17 protein-coding genes are annotated in these 23,581 nt (G+C 66.5%); 5 read left to right on the top strand and 12 right to left on the bottom strand.

Annotated features, from left to right (window positions below; all coding sequences use genetic code 11):
- Nucleotides 1-98: 98 nt before the first annotated feature.
- A complete protein-coding gene (locus DFR29_RS04505) occupies nt 99-1,016 on the top strand; it encodes a LysR family transcriptional regulator (RefSeq protein WP_133817370.1) in 918 nt (305 codons plus the stop codon).
- A 6-nt stretch (nt 1,017-1,022) separates the two neighbouring features.
- Here the strand turns inward: DFR29_RS04505 and DFR29_RS04500 are convergent, their stop codons facing one another.
- The 3 genes from DFR29_RS04500 to DFR29_RS04490 form a co-directional block, all read right to left on the bottom strand.
- A complete protein-coding gene (locus DFR29_RS04500; protein ID WP_133817369.1) occupies nt 1,023-2,405 on the bottom strand; it encodes a hypothetical protein in 1,383 nt (460 codons plus the stop codon).
- A gap of 435 nt (nt 2,406-2,840) precedes the next feature.
- Nucleotides 2,841-5,246 (bottom strand): serine/threonine-protein kinase, encoded by a 2,406-nt coding sequence (locus DFR29_RS04495; RefSeq protein WP_133817368.1) that lies wholly within the window; start codon nt 5,244-5,246, stop codon nt 2,841-2,843.
- 9 nt (nt 5,247-5,255) lie between these two features.
- Nucleotides 5,256-5,828, bottom strand: coding sequence for an ECF-type sigma factor (locus tag DFR29_RS04490; protein ID WP_166653869.1), 573 nt, complete (start codon nt 5,826-5,828; stop codon nt 5,256-5,258).
- 273 nt (nt 5,829-6,101) lie between these two features.
- On the opposite strand from DFR29_RS04490, the gene DFR29_RS04485 reads away from it, so the two are divergent.
- Nucleotides 6,102-6,728: a hypothetical protein gene (locus tag DFR29_RS04485; RefSeq protein ID WP_133817366.1), complete on the top strand. Its 627-nt coding sequence runs from the start codon at nt 6,102-6,104 to the stop codon at nt 6,726-6,728.
- A gap of 442 nt (nt 6,729-7,170) precedes the next feature.
- Entirely contained in the window at nt 7,171-8,451 is a 1,281-nt protein-coding gene (locus DFR29_RS04480) for an SMP-30/gluconolactonase/LRE family protein (RefSeq protein WP_133817365.1), read from the top strand.
- 120 nt (nt 8,452-8,571) lie between these two features.
- Here the strand turns inward: DFR29_RS04480 and amt are convergent, their stop codons facing one another.
- The 7 genes from amt to DFR29_RS04445 form a co-directional block, all read right to left on the bottom strand.
- On the bottom strand, nt 8,572-9,984 hold the full coding sequence (gene amt / locus DFR29_RS04475; RefSeq protein ID WP_133817364.1) for an ammonium transporter: 1,413 nt from the start codon (nt 9,982-9,984) through the stop codon (nt 8,572-8,574).
- A 9-nt stretch (nt 9,985-9,993) separates the two neighbouring features.
- A complete protein-coding gene (locus DFR29_RS04470) occupies nt 9,994-10,332 on the bottom strand; it encodes a P-II family nitrogen regulator (RefSeq protein WP_133817363.1) in 339 nt (112 codons plus the stop codon).
- A 15-nt stretch (nt 10,333-10,347) separates the two neighbouring features.
- Nucleotides 10,348-11,094, bottom strand: coding sequence for a TorF family putative porin (locus tag DFR29_RS04465; RefSeq protein WP_133817362.1), 747 nt, complete (start codon nt 11,092-11,094; stop codon nt 10,348-10,350).
- 462 nt (nt 11,095-11,556) lie between these two features.
- Nucleotides 11,557-12,966, bottom strand: coding sequence for a type I glutamate--ammonia ligase (glnA, locus tag DFR29_RS04460; protein ID WP_133817361.1), 1,410 nt, complete (start codon nt 12,964-12,966; stop codon nt 11,557-11,559).
- Nucleotides 12,967-13,302: 336 nt separating this feature from the next.
- A complete protein-coding gene (locus DFR29_RS04455; protein WP_133817360.1) occupies nt 13,303-13,794 on the bottom strand; it encodes a pilin in 492 nt (163 codons plus the stop codon).
- A 5-nt stretch (nt 13,795-13,799) separates the two neighbouring features.
- Nucleotides 13,800-14,717, bottom strand: coding sequence for a hypothetical protein (locus DFR29_RS04450; RefSeq protein WP_133817359.1), 918 nt, complete (start codon nt 14,715-14,717; stop codon nt 13,800-13,802).
- On the bottom strand, nt 14,714-15,169 hold the full coding sequence (locus DFR29_RS04445) for a hypothetical protein (RefSeq protein ID WP_133817358.1): 456 nt from the start codon (nt 15,167-15,169) through the stop codon (nt 14,714-14,716). The genes DFR29_RS04450 and DFR29_RS04445 overlap by 4 nt, the downstream gene beginning before the upstream one ends.
- A gap of 529 nt (nt 15,170-15,698) precedes the next feature.
- On the opposite strand from DFR29_RS04445, the gene DFR29_RS04440 reads away from it, so the two are divergent.
- Together DFR29_RS04440 and DFR29_RS28985 are read left to right on the top strand one after the other, a co-directional pair.
- Complete coding sequence (locus DFR29_RS04440) at nt 15,699-19,295, top strand: NHL repeat-containing protein (protein WP_166653866.1); 3,597 nt, start codon at nt 15,699-15,701, stop codon at nt 19,293-19,295.
- Between the two features lie 11 nt (nt 19,296-19,306).
- A complete protein-coding gene (locus DFR29_RS28985; protein WP_208113504.1) occupies nt 19,307-21,613 on the top strand; it encodes a pentapeptide repeat-containing protein in 2,307 nt (768 codons plus the stop codon).
- A gap of 11 nt (nt 21,614-21,624) precedes the next feature.
- On the opposite strand, the gene DFR29_RS04425 is transcribed toward DFR29_RS28985, so the two are convergent.
- Together DFR29_RS04425 and DFR29_RS04420 are read right to left on the bottom strand one after the other, a co-directional pair.
- Entirely contained in the window at nt 21,625-21,996 is a 372-nt protein-coding gene (locus DFR29_RS04425; protein ID WP_133817357.1) for a hypothetical protein, read from the bottom strand.
- 83 nt (nt 21,997-22,079) lie between these two features.
- The gene (locus DFR29_RS04420; protein ID WP_133817356.1) at nt 22,080-23,465 is read right to left on the bottom strand and encodes a serine hydrolase domain-containing protein; all 1,386 of its coding nucleotides are present in this window, start codon (nt 23,463-23,465) and stop codon (nt 22,080-22,082) included.
- Nucleotides 23,466-23,581: the final 116 nt, after the last annotated feature.

Raw genomic sequence — 23,581 nt, 5'->3', positions numbered from 1 at the left:
GGCTAGCTGCCGCTGCCGAGTGCGTACACGACAGTAATTGCATGCGCCCGGCGAAGTAATCCCGCATCATTCAATTCATTCATTACCTGATGTAAGCAATGAGCCGGCAATTCGACGATCTCATGCTCGGCAGCATCGAGCTGTTCTGCCTGACTGCTGAGCAATCCAGCTTTACCGCCGCCGCAGCCAGGGCGGGCCTCACGCCAGCGGCGGTCAGCCGCGCCATCAGCCGGCTGGAACAGCGCCTGGGTGTGCGCCTGTTTTCCCGCACCACGCGCCAGGTGCGCCTGACCGACGACGGCCGGGCCTATTTCCTGCAGTGCCGCCAGGCGCTCAACCAGCTGGCCGAGGCCGAGCGCGAACTCAGCGGCCAGCAGCAAAAGGCGTCCGGCACCTTGCGCATCAGCCTGCCCACGCCGCTGGGCCACTACCGCATCCTGCCGCTGCTGCCGCAGTTCCGCGCCCAGCATCCGGAGGTGCAGCTGGATCTGCAGCTCAGCGACCGCAACGTGGATCTGCTGGCCGAAGGCTACGACCTGGCCGTGCGCGGCCGCGCCCAGCCCGACTCCAGCCTGGTGGCGCGCAAGTTGATCGACGCGGAACTGGTGGTCGTGGCCACGCCCGGCTACTTCGCCCGCGCCGGCACGCCGCTATCGCCGGACGCGCTGGCCGGCCACGACTGCCTGCAGTTCCTGCTGCCGCGCAGCGGCCAGCCGGTACCCTGGCTGTTCCGCCGCGACGGCGTCGATGTGGAAGTAGAAACTTCGGGACAAATCCATACACGCGAACAGCTGCTCAGCGCCGTCACGCTGGTGCGCCACGGCGCCGGGCTGCTGCAGACCTACCGCTTCATCGTCGAGGACGACCTGGCCCGCGGCAGCCTGCACGAAGTGCTGCAGGACTACGGCGGCCGCTCGCGCCCGTTCTCGCTGCTGTACGCCGGCGCGCGCCACATGCCGCTGCGCCTGCGCGTGTTCATCGACTTCCTGCTGCGCGCGTTTGGACAGGCGGTGTAGACCGGCTCAGTCCAGGCCGTCGGCAAACAGGTAATCCGGGCGGATGCGGGCGACCAGGTAATCGTCGCCGGCGGTAGCGCACGTCTGGTTGACGCTGCCGACCAGCACCGGCATGCCCAGCCACAGGGTCAGGCGCGAGACCTTGTGGGCAACGCCGGAGCCGAAGCAGGACGGCGATGGCGCCTCGAACGCAGCGGGCAACGCGGCGGCGCCGACGAAGCCAGGTTCGACCCGGTTGCCGCCGGTCGTCCTGCCGATGCGAGCCATGCCCAGGTAGATGCCGTCATCCACCCTCGCACCGGGGGATTTCGCCGAGGCCGCCACCAGCACGCGCCGTCCCGGCAGCACGGTCACAGTCTGGTGTCCCGGCGTTAGCGCCAGCTCCAGGATGTCGCCCGCCATCGTGGCCGACGGGAGTGCCACGAACGTACCCTGATCGCGGTGGAACACGAACAGCAGCGCACTCGGCCGCACGCCAGGGACGGGGCTTTGCACCGCCGCAGGCATCACCACCGTCTCGGCGTCGACCGCGCGGCCGCTGCCCAGTGCCACCACGCTGCTGGGATTGTAGGTGGCCTTGGCAACCGGGCCGACAGGTTGCAGGGTCTGCCGGTCGAGCGTGACGCGGTAGGCGCCGGCGTAGTCGAACTCCTTGCCAAATACCCAGATTTTCCCGTTGGGCGAGCCGTCGGCGGGCGCGTCGACGGCGGTATTCGCACTTTCAAACGCGCCCGACTCCAACACGCGCACACCGCGGACAGCGCCAGTGGATGCGAGCAGGACGACGAAACCGCGGCGACTGCCGTCGGTGAGCCGGGTCTGGCCCGTCACGGCGATATCGCCATTGGACAGCGCATTGACGCCCAGCGGCATTTCCTGGGAGCCAAGCTGGCCGGGGAAGTAGGTGTCGAGGTCGATGTGGACCAGACCGCTGTTGCCAAAACCGGCCACGTCGAGCTGACCCGTGTGCTTGAGCACGCGCAGGATCTGCAGATCCTGCTCGCCGCCGTTGCCGGTGGTGGCGCGCGCCATGACCATGTGTCCGTCGGGCTGGCACAGGCCGGGCACGAAATCGTTGTAGCTGCCTGACAACGACACGCTGACGCGACCTTCGAAGCCGAAGCTCTTGTCGTATTCGCCGTTGGGCAGCAGCCGCAGGGTGACGATGCGGTTCTGGCCCGAGGCGATGCCGGTGGCGGTGAACGTACCGTCTGCGGCCGCGCAGCCCACCGAGGCGTAGTCTTGCTGCGTGCTGCTGTTGACCGGCTGGAAGCCGTAGTTGCGCATGCCCGCATCGCCGAAGGACGGATCGACCGGACCTACGTGGGCGGAGGCGGTGCCGAACAGCGATACCAGGGTTAGCGCCAGGGGCAATCCGATCTTGTGCATGGTGGGCCTATTCATAGTGGAAGTTAGCGAGGGCGCGGTGGCGCGCAGTTCGCAGTACGCGCTGCAGCGGCGTTTTCTTCGCGGCGGTGGCGTGCAGGCCATTTCGCACATTTACCATTTATTAACTTATTACAGATTGTCGTGAATGTGGCCGCTTCGGGTGACCGACCGCCCCGGCTGCGGCGCTACGCGCAGGCGCGGCAGCGATGCAGGCCGCCGCCGAAGCCGGGGCGGGCACGCAGGTATCGGCCGGGTGCGGCGCGCGGCAACAGCGGCGCCAAGGCCGTGGGGTGTAGTGCAGTCTGGACATGGCGGCGGCACGCGGCGCGCAGGAGTGCGCTCCCCGCAGTACGCGTTCGCGCGGCGTTTCCTCCGCGCGGCGGCGCTTTCGCACCCGCGTGCCTGCCCTGATCGCGCCGCGCGGCCTCGGCTCGGCTAGCGCTCGGACGCCACGCGCAGGCTGCAGTCACCAAGCCAGCCCTCGGCCAGGGCCAGCCAGGCGTGCGGCAGCGGCGGCCGTTCGCGCAGTGCAACGACGGCCTGAGCCAGCACGTCCTGCGCCGCTGCTGCCGGCTGCAGCCGGCAGCGCGCATAGGCCAGGGCGGTGCGTTCCGCATCGACGCTGGAATGCTCCACCGCGAACGCATTGCCGCGCGCGGCAACGACAGCCGCCAGCAGGGCTTCGGCTTCAGCCCATTGCTCGTGCGCCAGATGGATGCGCGCGCGGTCGGCCTGCAGTGACAGCAGGCGCGGATTGTTCTGCGCGAGCAGGCGCGTCTCCAGCGCCCGGATTTCGTCGATCAGCGCCAGCGCCCGCGGCCAGTCCTGGCGCAACAGGTGCAGCTGCAATTGCGAATGCTGGATGCGCGCGACTTCCACGTGCGTATCGCCGTAGAACGCGCGCGCATCGGCCAGCACCTGCGCATAGGCCGCCTCGGCCTCGGCGTCGCGGCGCAGTTCGCGCAGGCCGGCGGCGATGCCGCGGTCGATCTGCAGCCGCCCCGGCAACCGCTTCGGCACCAGCTCGGCGTCCTGCGCGCGCGCCTCCAGCAGGTGAATGCGGCCCTGTTCGGCATTGCCCAGGTACAGCTCGGTCATGCCCAGGCTGCTCAGCGTGACGGAGTAGTTGGCGCGCGAACCGGGCAGGTTGGCCTTGAGCACGGCCGCGGCGCGTCGCAGGTCGGCGCGCGAGCCCTTGCGGTCGCCCAACATCAATCGGTAGACGGCCGCATTGCTCAGCAGCACACCGAGCACGTAGCTGTCCGCATCGCCCATGGCCTCGCGCCGCGCGATCGCCTGCTGTTCCAGTACCAGCGCGCCGGCATAGTCACCGCGACCGTACTGGATTGCGCCCAGTTCGTGCAGCCCGTCGGAAATGTCGTCCTCGGGTGGGGCTGGATTCTTCAGCCACAGTGCCAACGCGCGGCGGTACAGCGGTTCGGCCTCGTCCACCAGGCCCTGTTTGCTCATCACGCGCGCGGCGGCATTGAGCATGTGGCCGCGGGCGGCGTCGCCCATGCCGTGGATCGTGTCGCCCTGCTCCAGCAGGCGCTTGCTGCTGCGCCGCAGCAGCTCCTGCGCGCTCAGCGTGCCGGCCTTGGTTTCAGACGGACTGGCAGCGTCGAACAGCTGCCCGAGATAAGCCGCCGCCGCCTTCGCCTTGTCGCGCTCGCGCTGGGTCTGCTGCAGCTGCTGCTCGACGCGGTACAGGTGGAAAACAAGAAACGCCGCCGCCGCCGCCATCGCCGTCAGCCAGGGCCAGTATTGGCGCAGGGTGCTGCGCAGGCGGTAGCCGCGCTCGCCGCGGCGCGCCTCCACCGCTTCGCCGCGCAGCCAGCGCTGCAGGTCGCCGAGCAGGGCCTCGGCACTGAGGTAACGCTGCTGCGGCTCCTTGCGCAGCGCCTTGAGGCAGATCGCGTCGAGGTCGCGATTGAGGCCGCGCAGCGTGCCTACGCGCGAGGGCGGCAGCGGGCTGTGGCTCAGGATGGCCGCCACCAGCGCCTTGCCGTCGGTCAACTCGCCATAGGGCGAGCGCCCGGTCAGCAGCTCATACAGCACCGCGCCGAGCGAATAGATGTCACTGCCGACACCGGCGTCGCTACGTCCCTGCAGCTGTTCCGGCGCGGCGTAGCGCAAGGTCAGCTGGCTGCAGCCGCTGGCGGTGATGGCGTCTTCGCCCAGCAGCCGGGCAATGCCGAAATCGAGCAGCCGCACGTTGCCGTCGCTGCTGACCAGAATGTTCGACGGCTTGATGTCGCGATGCACTACCCACTGCCTGTGCGCATACGCCACCGCATCAGCAAGCTGGCAGGCCAGCTGCACGCGCGCGACCAGATTGAGGCCGTGCAGCTCGCAGTGCCGGTCCAGGCGTTCACCCTCGACGTAGGCCGTGGCCAGGAACGGCGCGCCGCGTTCGTCGCTGCCGGCGTCGACCAGCGGTGCTATGTGCGGATGGTCCAGCGCGGCAAGGATGCGCATTTCGCGCTCGAAGCGGCGCCGGTCTTCCTCCGTCCAATGGCCGTGCAGGATCTGCTTGAGCGCCACCCGCTGCGCCGCCTCGCCCAGGCGGCGCTCGGCCAGCCAGACCTGGCCCATGCCGCCGCGGCCGAGTTCGCGCAGCAGGCGGTAGTGGGCCAGCTGCGGCGGCGTAGCCAGGCTTTGCGGCGTGCTGTCGAGCAGCGGAACGCTGACCTCGCCGGCGGCGAGCTGGCGCCGCAGCACCGCGGCCAGGACGGGATCATCGGCGCCCAGCGCGTCCAGCGCGCGTTCGCGCGCGGCCGGATCGAGTTCCAGCAGTTCGATGAAATGCTGCTTGCGGCGCAGGTATTCGGCAGCGTCCATGGGGGCGGCTCAGTCCGGCGCGAACACGTCGCTCTTGAGCCAGGCGCAGGCATGTGCCCATTCGCGGTTGACCGAAGAAGGACTGATGTCCAGCGCCTGCGCCGCCTCGTCGATGGTCAGGCCGGCGAATACGCGCAGCTCGACCACGGCAGCGGCGCGCGGATCAAGCTCGGCCAGCGTGGCCAGGGCGTCGTCCAGGGCGACCAGCTCGGCCGGATTGGCCATGAGCGGAATCTCCAGGCCCGCATCCAGCGATTCCGGCACTACGCCGGCGCCGCGCTTGTCGGCGAGCTTGCGCCGTGCGCGGTCGACCAGGATCTGGCGCATGGCGCGGGCGACGATGCGCACGAAGTGGCTGCGATCTTCCGCCGCCGGCGCCTTGCGCGCCTCGATCAGCTTGATCAACGCATCGTTGAGCAGGGCGGTGGGCTGCAAGGTGTCGTGGCCGGACTCGCTGCGCAGCACGACGGCCGCCAGACGTCTGAGCTCGCCGTACAACTGGGCAAATACGCGATCGCGCGCCTGCGCGTCGCCTTCCTGCCAATGCCTTATCCAGCCGGTGATGTCTGCGCGTTCGTCCATAGGGGCCAAGCATAAGCCGGCAGCGGGCTGGCGTACCCGCAGACAGGGGCGCGGGCGCGGTGCCGGGTCGTGCGGTGTGCCGGCGTGGTGGCGAAGCCGGACGGCGATGCGGCGGATTTCGGCGTGCATGGCAGGGAACTCGACAGAGCGCACAGGGATACCCGGCGATACGCAAAACCGCGCCGGATTCTCCGCCACGGCCCGCGCGGAGAAATCGCCGGCTTTCCGCGTACTGCGCAGCAGGACGGCATGGTGCCGTCACCGGAGGTTCCCATGCATATCCGCACACTTGCCCTCGCCCTCAGCCTGGCCACGGCCGCCCTGCCCGCCTTCGCCGCCGAGATCCTGCGCGACGATTTCTCCAGCCGCGCCAGCGGCTGGATGAACAAGGCCGCCACGCGCTCCAGCGACCTGGGTTTCGCCGTCTATACGGATAGCGGGAAATACCAGATGACGCCGGTCAGCGACAACACGCTGGGCTTTGTGCCGGCACCGCGCCAGGCCGGGGACGGCGATGTGCGCATCGAGGCCGACCTGTTCGTCTATGCCGGCATCGGCGCCGGTTCCGGCGGCCTGGCCTGCCGCTTTCAGGATCACCAGAATTTCTATGCCTTCGTGGCGCGCGGCGATGCGGTACTCGCGATCGTGAAGGTGAAGAACGGCCAGACCAGCCTGCTTGCCCAGGGCAAGATCAGCAGCATCATGGCAGGCAGTGTCGATACCCGGCTCACGGTACAGTGCCGCGGCGACAGCCTGAGCCTGTCGGCCAGGGGCGGAGCCAGCATCCAGGCGCGCGATACCGAGTTCGCCAGCGGCCGTAGCGGCCTGGTCGTGGCCGGCCAGAAACTGGCCGGCACCAGCGCCACGTTCGACAATTTCGTGCTGTCGACTGCGCGCTGAAACGCGCGCAGCCGCTCGGCCATTGTGGGCGGCAGGCCGCAGGTGTCCTGGCTCGCAAATTCCGTCGAATAATTCCGGTGTCTTTCGCCGCGACCCGTTGGTGCGATTCGTCGCCGTAATGCTGCTGCGCCGGGTCTCGCGGCCGAAGGCACCGGGGTTTCTTCAACGCCCGGCTATCCGCCGGATAGCACAACGCCCTCTCAGCCTGCCCACAGCCACTGCCTCGACCATCGGCTTCTGCCTCGAACGCCGCATCCGCAGGCCAGACCGCCAGCGGCATCGACCTGCGCGTCCACAGCGGCCTGATCCTTGTCCGCGGTTTCGAACGGGCGTGGCGGCGCACAGCGAGGCGCAATGCTGGCAACATGGGTGGCTGTAGCGGCGCTGCCGCGGCAGGCGTTCGCTACGGCAACGGCCGGCGCGCGACACTCGCCGCGGTAGCATGCGACGCGGGCCTGCGGTCATGACGCCGGTGCGCGCCGCAACGCACGGCGGCATGCCGCCGGCAACCTGGGAGCAAGGCGTGATACGGCGAACCTGTCTGATTCTGGCCCTGCTGGCCGCCGCGATGGCCCAGGCCCAGCCGGCCGAACATGGCGGCGCCATCACGGCGCTGGGCAAGCGTTACGAAGACCAGCCGCATGCGCATTACCTCGCCTATATGCTGGCGCGCTTCAATGCCGATGCAGGCCGCGACGATGTCGCGCTGGAATGGCTGGACAAGCTGGCCCGGCGCGGCTGGGAACTGGGCATCAATCCGCGCGATTTCGCTGGCCTGCAGGCCAGCGAGGAATTCCGCAACATCAAGCTCAGGCTGCAGCGCCAGCAGCAGCGGCGCGAACGCGGCCAGCGCGAGGTGCTGGTCAATATCGACGGGCAGATTCCCGAAGGACTGGCCTACGACGGCATGCGCCAGCGCTACGTGATCGGCAGCTACAACGCCGCACAGATCCATACCGTCGACCCGCGCGGCAAGATGACCCGGCTGTGGTCCAGCGACGAGCCGCTGATCGTGCTGGGCCTGACCGTCGCGGCCGACGGCGAAACGCTGTACGCCGCGGTCAACCCGACCGCCAACCGGCGCGACGCCGGCGACAAGTCCTTCGTGCTCAAGCTCAACCTGGCCGACGGGCGCGAACAGGCGCGCCTGCCGGCACCGGATGCAGGCTATCTCAACGACCTGTGCCTGCTTGGCGACGGCCGCCTCGTCGCCAGCGACAGCCAGGAAAGCCGGCTGCTGTATGCCAAGCCCGGCGCCACCGCGCTGAGCCTGTGGGACGAACCCGGCCACGTCATCGCCGCCAACGGCGTGGCCTGCGACAGCGAGCGCAATACGGTCTATGTCGCGGTCTACAACGGCATCAGCCGCGTCGATGCGGCCAGCGGCCAGGCCGGCCTGCTGGACGCGCCGCGCAGCGCCGCGATCGGCGGCATCGACGGGCTCTACCTGCAGGGCAACGACCTCGTCGGCGTGCAGAACGGCTTCGGCGCCGGCCGCGTGTTGCGAGCCCACCTGAGCGGCGACGGCCGCAGCATCAGCCGCGTGGAGACGCTGGAATCGGCCATCGTCGATCTGAACGAACCGACCACCGGCGCGCTGACGCCGAACGGCTTTGTCTACATTGCCAACAGCCAGATCTGGAAATGGGACGAAACCAAGCTGCGCCTGCGCGAGGGCCAGCGTGCCGCGCCGATCATGCTGCGGCGCATTCCGCTGGATTGAGGCGATAGGCTTGTCTTCACCAAAACGATGCTGCCGTCGCCAGCGGTGCAATTCGCTGCGCTCATCGCACCCTACGGGAAGCCTTCGTAGGGCGCGATGAGCAACGCGAGTTGCGCCGAATCAGCGGTCGTAAGCCGACTCGTCGTGCGAGGTGATGTCCAGGCCTTCGCGCTCTTCGTCCGCCGGCACGCGCAGGCCCAGGGCGAGGTCGGCCAGCTTGAAGGCAATGAACGCGACCACGCCCGACCAGACCAGCGTCACCAGCACGCTGGTGCCCTGCACCAGCAGCTGGCCGCCGATGGAATAGCCGTCGGCGACCTTGTTCGCCACATAGTCGTAGATGCCGCTGCCGCCCAGCGACGGCGCGGCGAACACCCCGGTGAGCAGGGCGCCGACGATGCCGCCGACGCCGTGCACGCCGAATACGTCCAGCGCATCGTCGGCCTTGAGCAGGCGCTTGAGACCGGTCACGCCCCACAGGCAGGCCAGGCCGGCAATAAAGCCGATCGCAATCGCCCCGCCCAGGCCGACGAAGCCTGCCGCCGGCGTAATGCCGACCAGGCCGGCGACGGCACCCGATGCTGCACCCAGCATCGACGGCTTGCCCTTGCCGATCCATTCGCCCAGGGTCCAGGCCAGGATCGCCGCGCAGGGCGCGATCAGCGTGTTGGCAAAGGCCAGCGCCGCCGTGCCGTTGGCCTCCAGCGCCGAGCCCGCGTTGAAGCCGAACCAGCCCACCCAGAGAATGGACGCGCCGGTCATGGTCAGCGGCAGATTGTGCGGCCGCATCGCCTCGTGGCCGTGGCCCAGGCGCTTGCCCACCATCCAGGCACCAACCAGGCCGGCCACGGCGGCATTGATATGCACCACCGTGCCGCCGGCGAAATCCAGTGCGCCACGCTTGAACAGGAAGCCCGAAGCGGCCGTCGCCGCATCCGCTGCGGCCTGGTCGGTGAACGCATCCGGGCCGGGCCAGAACCAGACCATGTGCGCCATAGGCACATAGCTGAAGGTGAACCAGATCGTGGTGAACAGCAGCACCGCGGAGAAGCGCATGCGTTCGGCGAACGCGCCGACGATCAGTGCGCAGGTAATGCAGGCAAACGCGCACTGGAACGCGAAATAGCCCAGTTCCGGCACTACCACGCCCTTGGAAAACGTCGCCGCATTCGCCTCGGCCGTCAGCCCTTTCATCAGCAGCCGGTCCCAGCCGCCGAAGAACGCATTGCCCGGCGTGAAGGCCAGGCTGTAGCCGTACAACGTCCACAATATGGCAACCAGCGCAAATACCAGCACGCATTGCATCAGCACCGACAGCATGTTCTTGGAGCGCACCAGGCCACCGTAGAACAAGCCCAGTCCGGGCAGGGTCATGAAGATGACGATGGCGGCGCAGACCAGCAGCCACGCCGTATCGCCCTTGTTCGGCACGGGCGCGGCCTGGGCCAGCAGTTCCGGCGCAAACAGGCCGCAGAGCAGGGCCGCCGCAGAGCACAGCCCTAGGCGCAGATGCAGTTCATTCGTAGCAGTCATGGTTCCCCCTCACAACGCGTCGTCGTCGGATTCGCCGGTGCGGATGCGCACGGCGTGCTGCAGTTCGAGTACGAAGATCTTGCCGTCGCCGATCTTGTCGGTACGCGCGGCTTGCACGATGGCTTCGATCGCGATGTCTTCCAGGCTGTCGGGCACGGCCGCCTCGATGCGGATCTTGGGCACGAAATCGACCACGTATTCGGCGCCGCGATAGAGTTCGGTATGGCCTTTCTGCCGGCCGTAGCCTTTGACTTCGGTCACGGTGATGCCGCTGACCCCGGCTTCGGACAGGGCTTCGCGCACATCGTCGAGCTTGAACGGCCGGATGATGGCGATGATGAGTTTCATGCGCGGCTCCTTCGCCTAGAAGGCTTTGGTGAGGGTCAGGGTGCCGGTGGACCGGCCGAGGAAATTGCCGAAGGCATTGGTATAGGCGGCGCGTTCGGCATTCGTATCCAGATAGGCCGCAGCGAGCGACCAGCCGCCGTCGAAATTGCGCGTAAGTCCCAATTTCCAGTCGGTATACGAGGCGATGGAAGTGCCTTTCACGCGCTGCCGGCCGGCGTGTCCGTTGAACACCCAGCCCGGGCTGAATTCGTAGTTGACGCTGAGATCGAGATAGCCCGAGCCGTCCGACTCGGCGAAGCCGAACAGGTTGCTGACGGCGTGGTAGTACTTCAGCGAAGCCGGTCCGGCGCTGATGCCGAAATACACTTCCGTCGTATACGGCCGCACGAAACCCTGCGGATAGTCGCCGGGGTAGTAGTAGGTATAGACACCGGCGTCGAGCTTGACCGTGTCGCCGGCGGCACCGCGCCAGCCGGCATAGCCGTCGAGTTCCACGCTGCTGGAAACCGGCGTGGACGCGCTGGAAAGATCCGACAGCCAGCTGATGTTGCTGCCCCAGACGCCGGCATAGAAGCCGCTGTCGTGGGCGTATTCGACGCCGCCTTGCAGGGCGGGTTTCTGGTTGGTCTGGGACAGGCCGCGGAACAGATAGTCGCTGGTCAGGGCCAGCGTGCCGCTGGTCGCTGCCTGGACATTGCCGGCGGCAAGTGCTGCGGACGCAAGAATAGCGCCCACGCTGAACGTGGCTGGTAGGCGAGGCATGAAGGTGATCCCGTTCGATGAGTTGGGTAGCCGCCCGCGCCATGGGCACGCTGCGGTGGCAGTCCCTGCCGGTCCACTCCGGGTGTCACGGAGCTGTTACCGCCCCTTGGTTCCGTCCCCGCTGCTGCTGGCGTGGACAGACCTCGATCGCCGCATCCTGCGGCCGGCACTCCGGCTTCGCGTAGCCGCTGCACCGCCCTTCCCGAACGGCCGCGTTGCGAACGCGGCCTTCATGTTTCTAGTTGTGGTTTTCTATCGTTGTTTCCTTTGCTGCAGGCGCGACTCCCGCGGCCCTGCCTTTTCGATTATCGATTTTTCAGTTTCGACCGGCTTGTTCGCCGATCTGGTCCGGCAATAGAGCCCGAAGCGGCTGTACTTTCTCCCCCAAGCGAGCCTGGGGGAGGGCTTCAAGCCTCTGCGCCCTTTCCTGCCGGCAGGCAGGAAAGGGCTTAAAGCACTACGTCAGATCGCGTAATACATCTGGTATTCCAGCGGATGCGTCGATGCACGGAACTTGGTCACTTCCTGCATCTTCAGCTCGATGTAGGCATCGATGAAGTCGTCGGAGAACACGCCGCCGGCCTTGAGGAAGTCGCGGTCCTTGTCCAGCGCTTCCAGTGCCTGGTCCAGGCTGTGGCAGACGGTGGGGATGTTCTTCTCTTCTTCCGGCGGCAGGTCGTACAGATCCTTGTCCATCGGTGCGCCCGGGTCGATCTTGTTCAGGATGCCGTCGAGGCCAGCCATCATCAGCGCGGTGAAAGCCAGGTAACCGGAGTTCATCGGATCGGGGAAACGGATCTCGATGCGGCGGCCCTTGGGATTGGTGACGAACGGGATGCGGCAGCTGGCCGAGCGGTTGCGGGCCGAATAGGCCAGCATCACCGGTGCCTCGAAACCCGGCACCAGGCGCTTGTAGCTGTTGGTGGTGGAGTTGGTGAAGGCATTGATCGCGCGGGCATGCTTGAAGATGCCGCCGATGTAGTACAGCGCCGTCTGCGACAGGCCGCCGTACAGATCGCCCGAGAACAGGTTCTGGCCGCCTTTGGCCAGCGACTGGTGCACGTGCATGCCCGAGCCGTTGTCGCCGACGATGGGCTTGGGCATGAAGGTGACGGTCTTGCCGTTCTTGTGCGCGACATTGCGGATCACGTACTTGAGCAGGGCCAGCTCGTCGGCCTTCTTCACCAGGGTGTTGAAGCGCGTGCCGATTTCGCACTGGCCGGCATTCGCCACTTCATGGTGATGCACTTCGACCACCTGGCCGAGGGCTTCCAGCGCGAGGCACATCTCGCCACGCAGATCCTGGAACGAATCCACCGGCGGCAGCGGGAAATAGCCGCCCTTCACGCCGGGGCGCAGGCCCGAGTTGCCTTCTTCGTAGCGGTACTTGGAACTCCAGGCGGCTTCCTGCGATTCGATCTCGTAGAAAACCTTGCCCATGTCGTTCTGCCAGCGCACCGAGTCGAAGATGAAGAACTCGGGCTCGGGGCCGAAGAAGGCCGTGTCGGCCAGGCCGGTGGACTTGAGGAAGGCTTCGCCGCGCTTGGCGATGGAGCGCGGGCAGCGCGAATAGGCCTGCATGGTGCTCGGTTCCAGCACGTCGCAGTTGATAGCCAGGGTCTTGTGGGCGAAGAACGGATCGACCACGGCCGAATCGGCGTCCGGCAGCAGCACCATGTCGGACTCGTTGATGCCTTTCCAGCCGGCGATCGAGGAACCGTCGAACATCTTGCCGTCTTCGAACGTGCCTGCGTCGATCGCATGGGCCGGGAAGGTGACGTGATGCTGGGTGCCGCGCATGTCGGCAAAACGCAGATCGACGAATTCGATGCCTTCGTCCTTGATGAGCTGGAGAACCTTGTCGGCGGACATTGCGGGTAGAGCCTCTGTGGGGTGGAGTACACGGAATGCATGGCAAGGGTTGTGCCACTGCAGCAAATCATTCGATTTCAATATCTTGCGAATATTCGATTCATTTTGAGCGCATCAAATTGCCCCATGATCGAGCAAATTTACGCTCGAAAGCACCAGAATGGGGCAACATTTCCGCCGCCGGCGCTGCGTGCAGACCCGCTGTGCTTTTCCGGCAACCGGGGGCAAGACTCGCGGATCCGGCAAGCCGACAGCCGTCCAATCCCGGTGCTGCCGATGGACGGCTGTGGAATCAGCGCGCCCGTTTGCTGCCCAGGGCATCCGGCGCCTGGCGTTTCATTGGCGGCAGACCGACGGCAAGAGGCTTTCGTCCACGGTGGTCTTGTCCTCGCCTACGGCTTCCATGCCTTTGGGCACCGGCGCATGGCCGCAAATCCACGAGACCGGACTCAACGGGCTGCCCGTCACGACGATGGGCCGCAAAGTCACGACCTTGCCGACGAAGCGGCTGTTGATGCGGTTACCCAGGCGCGCATGCAGGGCACCGCCTTCCACCTCGATGCGGTCCACATAATTGCCGAGCAGCTGTTCGGGCCTGGGCATGCCGCCTTCCGCATTGCTGGCCGGAAAGCGGCCGCGATCCCGGTAGTGTTCGAGGATGCGCGCTTTCAGCTCCGAGGTCAGGGTTATGGCCTCGGTGACCTGCGCGCGCAGGATGTAGGCCTGGTACGACGGCAAGGCGATGGAGGCGAGGATGCCGATGATGGCCACGACGATCATGAGTTCGATCAGCGTGAAACCCGGCTGCGGGCGAGTAACGGTCTTCATGCGGTTCATCCGACGACGGCGCCAAGTTTGAGTATGGGCAGGTAGAACGCGATGACGAGCATGCCGATCGCGACGCCCACCAGGATATTGACCAGCAGGGAAAACAGCTCCGCCCGCGCCACGGCCCGCTGCGGCATCGTTCGCCAGCGATCTTCGATGAGATAAGCCAGCTCGGCATCGAGCGTGCCCAGCTGCTGGGCAGCCAGCAGCGCTGCGCGCTGGGCAGCCACGGGCGCAGCGACGATACGTGCAAAGCCGGTCCAGCGGGCCACGATGCGTTGCGCCGCCGGCAGCGCCGCGTCGGCAGACATGCCGGAACGGGTGGCTCCGCGCACCAGGGCAAGCACCAGCACCAGCCAGAAATCCCGCAGGCCGAGATCGCTGGCCAGCCGCACGAACAGCGAACCGACTTCGCGTCCGCTCAGTTCGGCGCCCTTGCGCAGGCGGCGCAACACCCAGAACAGGGACAGCACGCCGCCTGCCATGGTCCACAGCAGAATGTTGCGGTAGGGCGGCGCCGTCATGACAACGGTAAGCACCGGCAGATCGGCGTCGAAAGATTCGTATACAGAACTAAATTGAGCAAAATTAGCAGAGAAGCCAATCAGCAGCGCAGCTACCGCGGTAATCACCGCGGCATAGACCGCGGTTCCGCGCAGCGAACGCCAGATCGGCTGGAAAGCGCTGACCGACTCGCTGCGGAACTCGCGCGCCGCCAGCTCGACGGCGTCGAAATGCGGGCCGAGCTCGTCGCGAAACGCCTGCAGGAACTCGGCAAAGGGCTCTGGCCTGGCGGCTGCGGCGACGGCCGTTGCGCTTTCCGGCAGCACCTGCTGCAGACGCGCCTGCGCTTCCGCCCGGCCCAGGCCGCTGCGCTGCAGGAAAAATAATTGGCGCTCAAGAAACTCGGCTCGCAAACTCATGGCGTATCCCGGCAGACCGACGGCAGCCATAGCGGCGGCACATCGGTGAGATTGGTCAGTGTGGACGCGGCGACGCCGGCCGGCGGCCGCGCATAGCCACATATCCAGAACAATGTCGCATCGCCGTCGGCCTCGACCAGTCGCCAGGTCAGGTTTCCGCGGGTACGCGTTGTTTCGAGGTGCAGGTCAAACGAACCGTTGCGCACCTGAAGTTCTGACAATTCGGCCTGCATCGCCTGGGAGCTGCCATCTGACAACAACGCTTTTTGCCGCAGCGCCTGCAGGTCGCTTTCCTCAGGGCCGCGGCCATGCAGGGCACGGTGCAGACCTATCTCGATCTGCGCGGTGCGCCCGGGCGCATGCCAGGCTCCCAGGAAATACACGCGTTCGACGCAGATCATCATGGCCTGCACGGCAAAGCTGGAAAGCAGCAGCACGATGATCCAGGGCATGACCTGTCGCCCCCTGCGGGAATCCAGGCTTGTCCGGCGGTATGGATTGCGCCGGCCAGCCGGCAACGCTTCCCCTTGCATGGCGGCGATGCTGCCACAGCAGCCACAGCCCGACCAGACAGCGGCCGAGCAACAAGCGCCGCTGGTCTTTCGCACACCAACCCAGTCCGGAATGGCGGGGAATCGCAGGCGCCTGATAGTCCGCGCACGCCTGTTCCGCTAGGCACGCGTATCGCAGTACCGACACGTACGCCGTAGCAACGTCTACAACGCCGCACTTTGGAAAGCCGATGCGTCGGCACCTGGTCTGCGTTACCGACGTGAGCCGCGCGACAGCACGCCGGTACCGCGCCAGGGAACGGCCCGGCCTGGCCGCGCAAGCGCGCGGCCGGCCGGCCCACCCGCAACGAACAAAGGGGGATCTGCGCGCCGCCGCTGGCGGCGCGGCGGCGACGTGCTGCAGTGGCTGCGAAGGCGCTGGGAGCGCGGCCGTCCCCCGTCTCGACAGAGTCACTACCGGGGAAAGCACATGAACGCCGCGCAGGAATCACGTCCCACTGAAAAACACCTGCTGAATTTCATCCAGCCGCAGGTGGCCGCCGACAGCGAGCTGGTCTTGCATGTAGGCCTGCGTTCGTTCGCCGTGCGCCCGCACGATGCGCATACGCGGCGCGAGGCGCGCGCGGAGCAGCGTTTCCTGCGCCATATACCCGACAGCGACCTGACCCACTATCTGGAAGCCGGCCTGCCCAGCGACGCGGTGTCCATGCTCGAACTGGCACGGCCCATCGAGATTGACGGCCGCCCGGCCGAGCAGACCCTGCAGCTGGCCTTCCATGTGCCGCATAGCGGCGTGCAGTCGGCGGCACGGCTGTCGCGCGCGAGCGCGCAGAAACTCTGGGATGTGCATCCGAAGCTGCTGCCGTATGCGGCGCAGCTTGCCGCCGAGGGCGACAGCGACTGGATGCCCGAAGGCATCAGCAACCTGCACGGCAGTTTCGAATCGGCCCAGGCCCTGCTGCTGGCCCATCCGGAGCTGATCAACCTCGGCACCAAGGGCGATTTCGACATACCGGCCTACATCAAGAACCAGTGCGTCGCCGTCGCCCTGAGCCGCAGCGGCGCGCTGACCGAAATCATCGGCAGCCTGGGCGAGCGCTGGATGAAGACCGAGGTGGCAGTCGGTCCCGACGGCCAGCCGCTGCGCGATGCGCAGGGCAACCTGGTGTACACGCGCATCCTGCACACGCGCGTTGCCGCGGCGCTGCCCGGACCGCTCGGCCTGGCCATCCGCCTGGCCAAGGACGACGAGCGTCTGCGCGGCCAGCAATGGAACGTGCAATACGGCGTGACCACGGCGACCTATGCGGCGCGCGCCAGCGACGGCAGCGCCCCGGCGCAGGAAGGCCTGCTCGCGGCCGAAGCGGTAAGCGCCGCCGGCCCGTACAAATGGGCGCTGGCCAACCGCACGCCAGGCAGCGGCCTGGTGATGGACCCCAACCTCAGCTACGCCCCGGCACCGGCAAACAAGGAATACAACACCAGCGATATCTGGCTGAACAACGACAAGGATGCCGCACTCAGCCCGGCCGTGGTGCAGGATCTGCTGGCCGGACGCGTCCACGTGACCCTGTCCACACCGGCCTATCCGGAAGGCCTGCTACGAGCGCACCTCAAGCCCGAAGGCACGGTGGAAGCCGGCAAGCCAGTCACGCTGAAAGCCGAATTCGCCGGCCTGGTCGCCGGCACCAAGGCCAGCGCCAGCGGCAGCTTCCGTCTCAACGACCTGCGCACGGCGCTGACCTTCGCCATCAAGGCCAACAAGGAGCTTGGCGCCTCGCCCAGCGGCGCCTTCGGCATCGGCGAGAAAGGCGAAGGCGGCAAGACCTTGCGCGCGTTTTCCATCGTCGACGACAGCGCCAACGGCAACCTGGTCATGCATTGCACCAACGAGTGGCTGCGCCACCTGTCGGCCTGCGTGCAATACCGCGATGCCAAGGGCCAGGTGCTGGCACCGAAGGACTGGTCGGACAAGATTCCCAGCGGCCTGCGCCCGATCTTCCAGCAAGACCCGAATACCAAGTTCCTCGAACTGGTACCGCCGGTGCGCACCGTGTTCGGCGTGCCGCTGCCGGCCGACCCGACCCGCATCGTGATTCCGGTGCCACCGGATGCACAATCGATACAACTGTACTTCGGCGGCCTTGGCCGCGGCGGCAGCTACGACAGCGCCGTATGCCCGGTCGGCGTCGCCGTCACCGTGGTCGCGGAAATGGCCTTGCCGATGATCATCCTGTTTGCCGGCATCGCCATCACCAATTCCCAGCCGGTGGTGAAGCTGATGGCGGACAAGGAAGTACTGTTCGCGGTCTGTACCGTGGCCGGCTTCCTGGTCGCGGGCGGCTCGGCCACGTATATCGGCGTAGCACAGGATTCGACCAAGGCGATCAAGGATCTGGCCATCACCCTGGGGCCGATGCTGCTGTCACCGGCCACGGCGCTGGGCCAGTACCTCATGCAGAAGTTCGCCGAAGGCACGGCCGCGCGCTGTGCGCCGTTCTTCAACGTGTTCAGCACCATCGTCAGCGCCGCGGTGACCGCCGCCCAGCTGAGCCAGACCATCTGCGAGGTGATGAGCTCGCCCTGGGTATTCAATGCGGAAATCACCCGTGCCATCGACCTGGACATCACCCTCAAGGCCGACGAACGCTGGCACAAGTTCCCCGACCTGGCTACCAGCTACGCCGTCAGCGTGGTCTACGACAAGGGCGCTACTTTGCCGCGCCAGGTATTCCGCCTGTCCGCGCCGCCGCACAGCAAGCCGCTCAACGTGAAATTCAGCGACGTACCCGCCGGCGGCCGGCTGAAAATATACGTGTTCTTTTATGCAGAAAATGGCTGGCAGGCCGGCCAGGGCGAATCGGCCTGGATCGATGCCAAGGGCACGTCCGGCTCCACCCTGAGCATCGCCGGTCTGGAAATCACCACCAACGAAGTGCCGCTGAGCGGCGCCTCGATCTATACTCATGCCTCGAAGATCGCCTATACCAAGGCGCGCGGGCATTTCTGGCAGGGCAGCAAAGACCCGCCCACGGCCACCGCGACTTCGCCGCAGCCGTATCGCGACCATCAGATCCAGCGCCTGCTGTCGATCACCACGGCGCAGCGCCCGGCCATGGTCGCCTATGCCTGGCAGGCCACCGGCCTGAACCAGCCCATGGACGATGCGGCCACGCCGCGCAGCAACCAGTCCATGTATACCTTGCAGAATCTGTCCACATTGGAAGATCCCGACAGCGCCTACGCCACGCCGCCGGTCGGTTTCAACCTGCCCGGCGCAGTTTTCTACGACGTGACCAGTGCGCAGGATGGCAGCGGGCGCAATTTCTTCGTCGATGCCAGCCGCGGCGATTTCGACGCCGAGAAAAACCCGGCCGGCGGCATGCATCTGCGCCGGGTCGAGCTGAAATACCTGGGCAAGCCCGATTTCGCCACGCGCAGCAACAAGAGCTGGGGCCGTTTCCCGGTCGGCATCGACCGCTATGTACTGCATCCGCAGGGCGTGGTGCTGGGCGTCAGCTACAAATCGCACAAGCTGTGGATGCTCAAGCTGCCGGCCGTGGCGAGCAGCGACGATCTGGCCGCGCAGGCCACCATGGCCGGCGGCGAAGGCAAGCGCGAAGGACTGCTCGACGGACCGCGCGCCCTGGCCGTCGGCCTGGACGGCCGCGTGCTGGTGCTCGAAGGCGGCAACGACCGCATCCAGGCCTTCGACCTGGAAGGCAAGCCCGTGCGCTATTTCAAAAACCCCAAGGGCGGCGAGAACATTTCCACGCTGGCGCTGAAAGATCCGGCCAACTCGTCGTATCTGGACCTGGCCGTGGAAGCGAAAGGCTATCTGTACGTACTGCGCCGGCGCAACGGCACCGGACCGGAGAACTACCAGGTCGACCTGTACGAACCCGACGGCACTTTCCTCGTCTCCACGCCAAAGGTCGCCGCGGACAAGATCACCGTCGACCTGTTGCGCAACATGTATACGCTGAACTACGAAGTCATCCTGGGCAAGGACGACAGGACCGAGCCGTCCATCAGTCTGTGGATTCCGCCGGCGCCGCCGAAATGAGCGAGGTTCCCATGCATGACAGCAAAGGCCAGTCCGAGCTCAAGGGCCGCATGCCCGAGCTGGAGTTCGAGCGCAAATTCCTCATGTCGATCGTGATCGGCAGGGAGCGCCAGTATCTGGCGAAGTTCAGTGACGGCGTCTTCGAACTGGAGTTCACCACCGACCGCAATCGCGCCCAGCCCATGGCTATGTACCGGGTGAGGAATGCCGCGGTAGCGAATACCTACATGCTGCAGGCCGCGCCAACCGACGATGCGCGCAGCGGCTGGGCAGGGTCTTTCCTCGCACCCTGGGGTTCCCAGGGACTTTTCCCCACCATGTTCACCTATGTAGCCGATGCGCGCCGCTTCGTCGCTCATCAGAACGGCGAAACGCTGCGCCTGCAGGATCCGGACAATCGGCGCTTCTATGTCGCGGCGCGGAGTGAGGACGGCAAGATCCGCCTGTGGGCGCCCTCACCGGGCGAGCTTTTCGAAAACGCCACCTGGCAGACCGAGACTACGCTTCGCTGGAACCGCGCCAGCATGGCCAATGCTGACCTGCGCTACGTACTGCAACTGCGCAATATCTGTTTCGGCTCCACCTCGTTCGCCGGCGCCAACCTGCGCTGGGCGGATTTCTCCGGTGCCAACCTGTACAAGTCGGATTTCCGCGGCGCAGGCTTCGACTACACGCTCTTTGCCGGTGCCACCCTGAGCGAAGCCGATTTCAGCGGGGTGACGGCCAAGGAATGCGGTTTCCAGGACGCGATCATGTTCGACACGGACTTTCGGAAGACCGACTTGCGCACCGCGGTCTTTGGCAATTCCACGTTTCAGCGCGCCAAGCTCGGCGAGGCGAAGTTCGGCGACAAGAACCTGGTCGGTTGCGACTTCCGCAACGCCAAGATGGCTGCCACCGACCTGCGCAAGGCAACGCTGACCGGCGTCGATTTCTCTGGTGCGGACATGCCTGGCGTGCTGCTGGACGAAGCCAATGCCCAGCGCGCCGTGTTCCGCAAAGCCACCCTGACTGGCGCCCAGCTGTACAAGGCGCAGCTGCAGGGCGCGGACTTCGGCGAGGCGGTGCTGACCGGGGCCAGGCTGTTCCAGGCCGACCTGACCAGCGCCAAATTCGTCAAGGCCGTGCTGACCAAGGCCAATATCGGCTCGGCCGTGTTCGGCACCTTTAGCGATGCCGAGGCGGCCAAGCGCACCACGTTCAGCGAGGCAACGCTGTACGAGATCGATTTCAGCGGCTGCGACCTGAGCAAGGTCACCATCGCCAGGCCGGCGACGTTCGTCGAAGCCACCACCCTGGTGCCCGATGCCCAGCACCGCCGCGCCATCCTGGCAAATGCCACCGTGCCGCTGGCCGTGCTGGGCAGCAACTGGCGCATGCTTGACCTGAGCGGCGCCACCATCCAGGGCAAACCCGTCATGCGCAGCTTTATTGCGCATTACTGCAATTTTCCCGATAACTACAACCTGGAAAAAGCCGACCTCACCTACGCCTCGTTCCGCTACGCGCGCATGACCGGCGTGATACTGACCGGCGCCACCTCGGAAGACGACAAGCCCGAGATGAGCCCGGACTTCAGCCACGCCGACCTGACCAGCGCCAAGTTCAACAACGCCGACCTTTACGCCGCGAAATTCACCGGCGCCAGGCTGCACGGCGCCAAGTTCACCTTTGCCCGGCTCGAAGCGGCCAATTTCGATGCGGCGCGGCTGGAATCGCTGGCGCAGGCCAGTACCAAGCTGATCACCGACCTGAGCAACGCATACCTGCTCAACGCGGTGTTCAGCAACGCCTACCTGGGCCGCGGCACTACGGACGGCAACGGCGCGAATTTTTCCAATGCCGTTTTCTTCGGCGAGAACGCCAGCCTGGCCAAGGCCACCATGGACCATACCCAGTTCGGCGGCGCCTACCTGGCCGGACTGGATTTCACCGGCGTGGACGCAAAAGCCATGCTGGAGGCGAATTTCGTCAATGCCTGCCTGGCCAACTGCAAGTTCAAGGGCGCCGCCCTGAGCGGCGTGAACCTGAGTGGCGCCTGCCTGCTCGGCACCGACTTCACCGACTGCAACCTGTCCGGTGCACAGCTGGGCAATGCGAATATCTCGTTCCAGCCAGTACCCGCGCTCAACGTGCGCCGTCCCGATGGCGTATCGGACACATTGCGCTGCGGCCCAACCATCATCAGCACCAACGCCACCGACCGCACGACGACCTGTCCGATCGGCGGCGAGGGCCCCTGCGACTCGGTGGAAAAATGGACGCGCCGCGGCGGCGTGATCACGCAATGGCCAGCAGCAACGCCCAGCGGAAGCTGAGGTGCCGAAGTTCATGACGGCGGCGGCCGCAGGCTGCTGGCGTAGCGGATGACGAATTCGCGCGCCTGCGCCAGCGTCGCCGGATAACTCACGCGACGGCAGCTGCCGTCGTCGTGCGGCGCATACAGCGTGCGGAAGCGGAAACCACGCTGCAGCAGGAAGGCAACCGTGTTCCATTGGTCGGTATCGGAGCGGGCCGGCGCGCAGAAATTGCGCCCGAGTTCGATCAGCGTCGCGGCGCAGTGCGGGCAGCGGTATGCCTGCGCGGCCGGCGGTTTGCGGAATGCCTTGCGGCATTGCAGGCAGGCATGCGGCAGCAGGTAGCGGCGCTGGTGGCGCGGCTTGGGATAAGCCTTGTGATTGCGGAACTTGCCTACGGTCATTGGTGTTTACCGGTTCCAACGGCGGCGCACCACACAGCGGAAACTGCGCGAACGCTGTACTCGGGACAGCTTGAGCGGCAGGGTCAATGCAACGCCGCCAGCACCTGTGCCGTGAACGCGGCAATGTCGAAACGCGCGGCGCCGGGATCTTCGCCACGCCGCACGATAACGACCTTGCGGCTGGGCACGATCACCAGGAACTGGCCGCGGTTGCCGATCGCGGCAAAGGTATCGGCGGGTATGCCGGGCGACTTGCTCATCAGCCAGAACGTGGCGCCGTAGCCGAACGGCCCCTGCGCCGGCTGCGGACCTGAGGCTTGCGTGACGTAGTCGCGCCAGCCCTGCGGCAGCACGCGCTGGCCGAGGAACAGGCCGTCGTCCTGGTACAGCAGGCCCAGCCGCGCCAGGTCGCGCGCGGTAGTCCAGACCTGGCTGGACATCATGAAATTTCCCTTCCAGTCGGTTTCCGGCACGGTGCGGGTCATGCCGATTTTCCAGAGCAGGGCGGTGAACGGAAACGCCAGTGCCTTGGCCTCGTCGCCGCTGGCCGTGCGCAGGCCGAGCATGGCCAGCACGGTGTCGTTGTTGGCATAGCGGTAACGCGTGCCGGGTGGTGCCAGCAGCGGCCAGGCCACGGTTTCCTCGCTGACGGCGGCGCCGCCGAAATACAGCGCGTCGGTGCGATTGCCGGCGGTGCTGCTGTGCAGCCCGCTGGCCATGCGCAGCAGATTGTCGGTGGTGATGGCGGCACGCGGATCGCCGGGGCTCATCCACTGCGCGATCGGCGCGGGCCGGGCGGGATCGATGCGGCCTTCGCCGGCCGCCACACCGATCAGCGTGCCGGCCAGGCTCTTGGCCACCGACCAGGTGCGCTGGGACACGTGCGGGCCGAAGCCGTCGCGATACTGCTCGGCAACGATGCGGCCGTTCTGCACGACGAGGACGGCGGTCGTTGCTATGCCTTCGCCGAAGGACGTGCCGGCGAAGGCAGCATCGATGCCGCGGCGCAGCTGCTTGCGGTCGCCCTTGAGACGGCCCGTCGCAGCGCGTTCGCCCAGCGGCCAGGGCTTGCTGTCCAGCGCGGGCGCCGGTGCATCCAGGCGCGGCAGCGCGGCCAAGGCCGGGTGCCCTGCTCCGACGGGAATCTGGGCACAGCCCAGGTTGGGCCGCCATGCCGCCATGCGCGGCGGCAGGCGGTCGTCAAAGGCAACCGAGACCACCCGGGCTTCGCTGTCCACGCTGGCGGCCAGGGTCGGCACGATCGCATCGTATTCCGCATAGATGCCCTTCAGTTCCAGCGTCGCGGCCTGGGCCTCGCTGCGGCCGGCGTTGAACAGGACACTGCACAAGGTCAGCGCCTTGTAGCCCGCCGCAATCGCACGCTCGTAGCCCTCGGGCGCTTTCTGCTGCGCCGCCAGGGGCGTGGCGACGAACCCCATGCACAGTGCCAGCCCGATTGCCTGTTTCATCGCAGCATTCCTTCCCGTCGGCCGATTCGCCGGGCATCTTCACATACCGCTGCTCATCCTCGCCGCCGGGCGCAAGGCGGAGTCGCGGTGGCACGCGCGCCGGGGGCAGCCTGCCC

The organism is Tahibacter aquaticus (genome assembly GCF_004363655.1).
In the GTDB taxonomy this organism is placed as follows: domain Bacteria; phylum Pseudomonadota; class Gammaproteobacteria; order Xanthomonadales; family Rhodanobacteraceae; genus Tahibacter; species Tahibacter aquaticus.
Note: the sequence above shows the minus strand (reverse complement) of the source record. Positions and strands in the feature narration are given on the sequence as shown.

Coding starts and splice junctions, on each gene's coding strand:
- DFR29_RS04500 (WP_133817369.1), bottom strand. CDS start 2,405: ATGCACAAGATCGGATTGCCCCTGGCGCTAACCCTGGTATCGCTGTTC.
- DFR29_RS04505 (WP_133817370.1), top strand. CDS start 99: ATGAGCCGGCAATTCGACGATCTCATGCTCGGCAGCATCGAGCTGTTC.
- DFR29_RS04470 (WP_133817363.1), bottom strand. CDS start 10,332: ATGAAACTCATCATCGCCATCATCCGGCCGTTCAAGCTCGACGATGTG.
- DFR29_RS04440 (WP_166653866.1), top strand. CDS start 15,699: ATGAACGCCGCGCAGGAATCACGTCCCACTGAAAAACACCTGCTGAAT.
- DFR29_RS04490 (WP_166653869.1), bottom strand. CDS start 5,828: ATGGACGAACGCGCAGACATCACCGGCTGGATAAGGCATTGGCAGGAA.
- amt (WP_133817364.1), bottom strand. CDS start 9,984: ATGACTGCTACGAATGAACTGCATCTGCGCCTAGGGCTGTGCTCTGCG.
- DFR29_RS04485 (WP_133817366.1), top strand. CDS start 6,102: ATGCATATCCGCACACTTGCCCTCGCCCTCAGCCTGGCCACGGCCGCC.
- DFR29_RS28985 (WP_208113504.1), top strand. CDS start 19,307: ATGCATGACAGCAAAGGCCAGTCCGAGCTCAAGGGCCGCATGCCCGAG.
- DFR29_RS04445 (WP_133817358.1), bottom strand. CDS start 15,169: ATGCCCTGGATCATCGTGCTGCTGCTTTCCAGCTTTGCCGTGCAGGCC.
- DFR29_RS04420 (WP_133817356.1), bottom strand. CDS start 23,465: ATGAAACAGGCAATCGGGCTGGCACTGTGCATGGGGTTCGTCGCCACG.
- DFR29_RS04465 (WP_133817362.1), bottom strand. CDS start 11,094: ATGCCTCGCCTACCAGCCACGTTCAGCGTGGGCGCTATTCTTGCGTCC.
- DFR29_RS04450 (WP_133817359.1), bottom strand. CDS start 14,717: ATGAGTTTGCGAGCCGAGTTTCTTGAGCGCCAATTATTTTTCCTGCAG.
- DFR29_RS04495 (WP_133817368.1), bottom strand. CDS start 5,246: ATGGACGCTGCCGAATACCTGCGCCGCAAGCAGCATTTCATCGAACTG.
- glnA (WP_133817361.1), bottom strand. CDS start 12,966: ATGTCCGCCGACAAGGTTCTCCAGCTCATCAAGGACGAAGGCATCGAA.
- DFR29_RS04480 (WP_133817365.1), top strand. CDS start 7,171: ATGCGACGCGGGCCTGCGGTCATGACGCCGGTGCGCGCCGCAACGCAC.
- DFR29_RS04425 (WP_133817357.1), bottom strand. CDS start 21,996: ATGACCGTAGGCAAGTTCCGCAATCACAAGGCTTATCCCAAGCCGCGC.
- DFR29_RS04455 (WP_133817360.1), bottom strand. CDS start 13,794: ATGAAGACCGTTACTCGCCCGCAGCCGGGTTTCACGCTGATCGAACTC.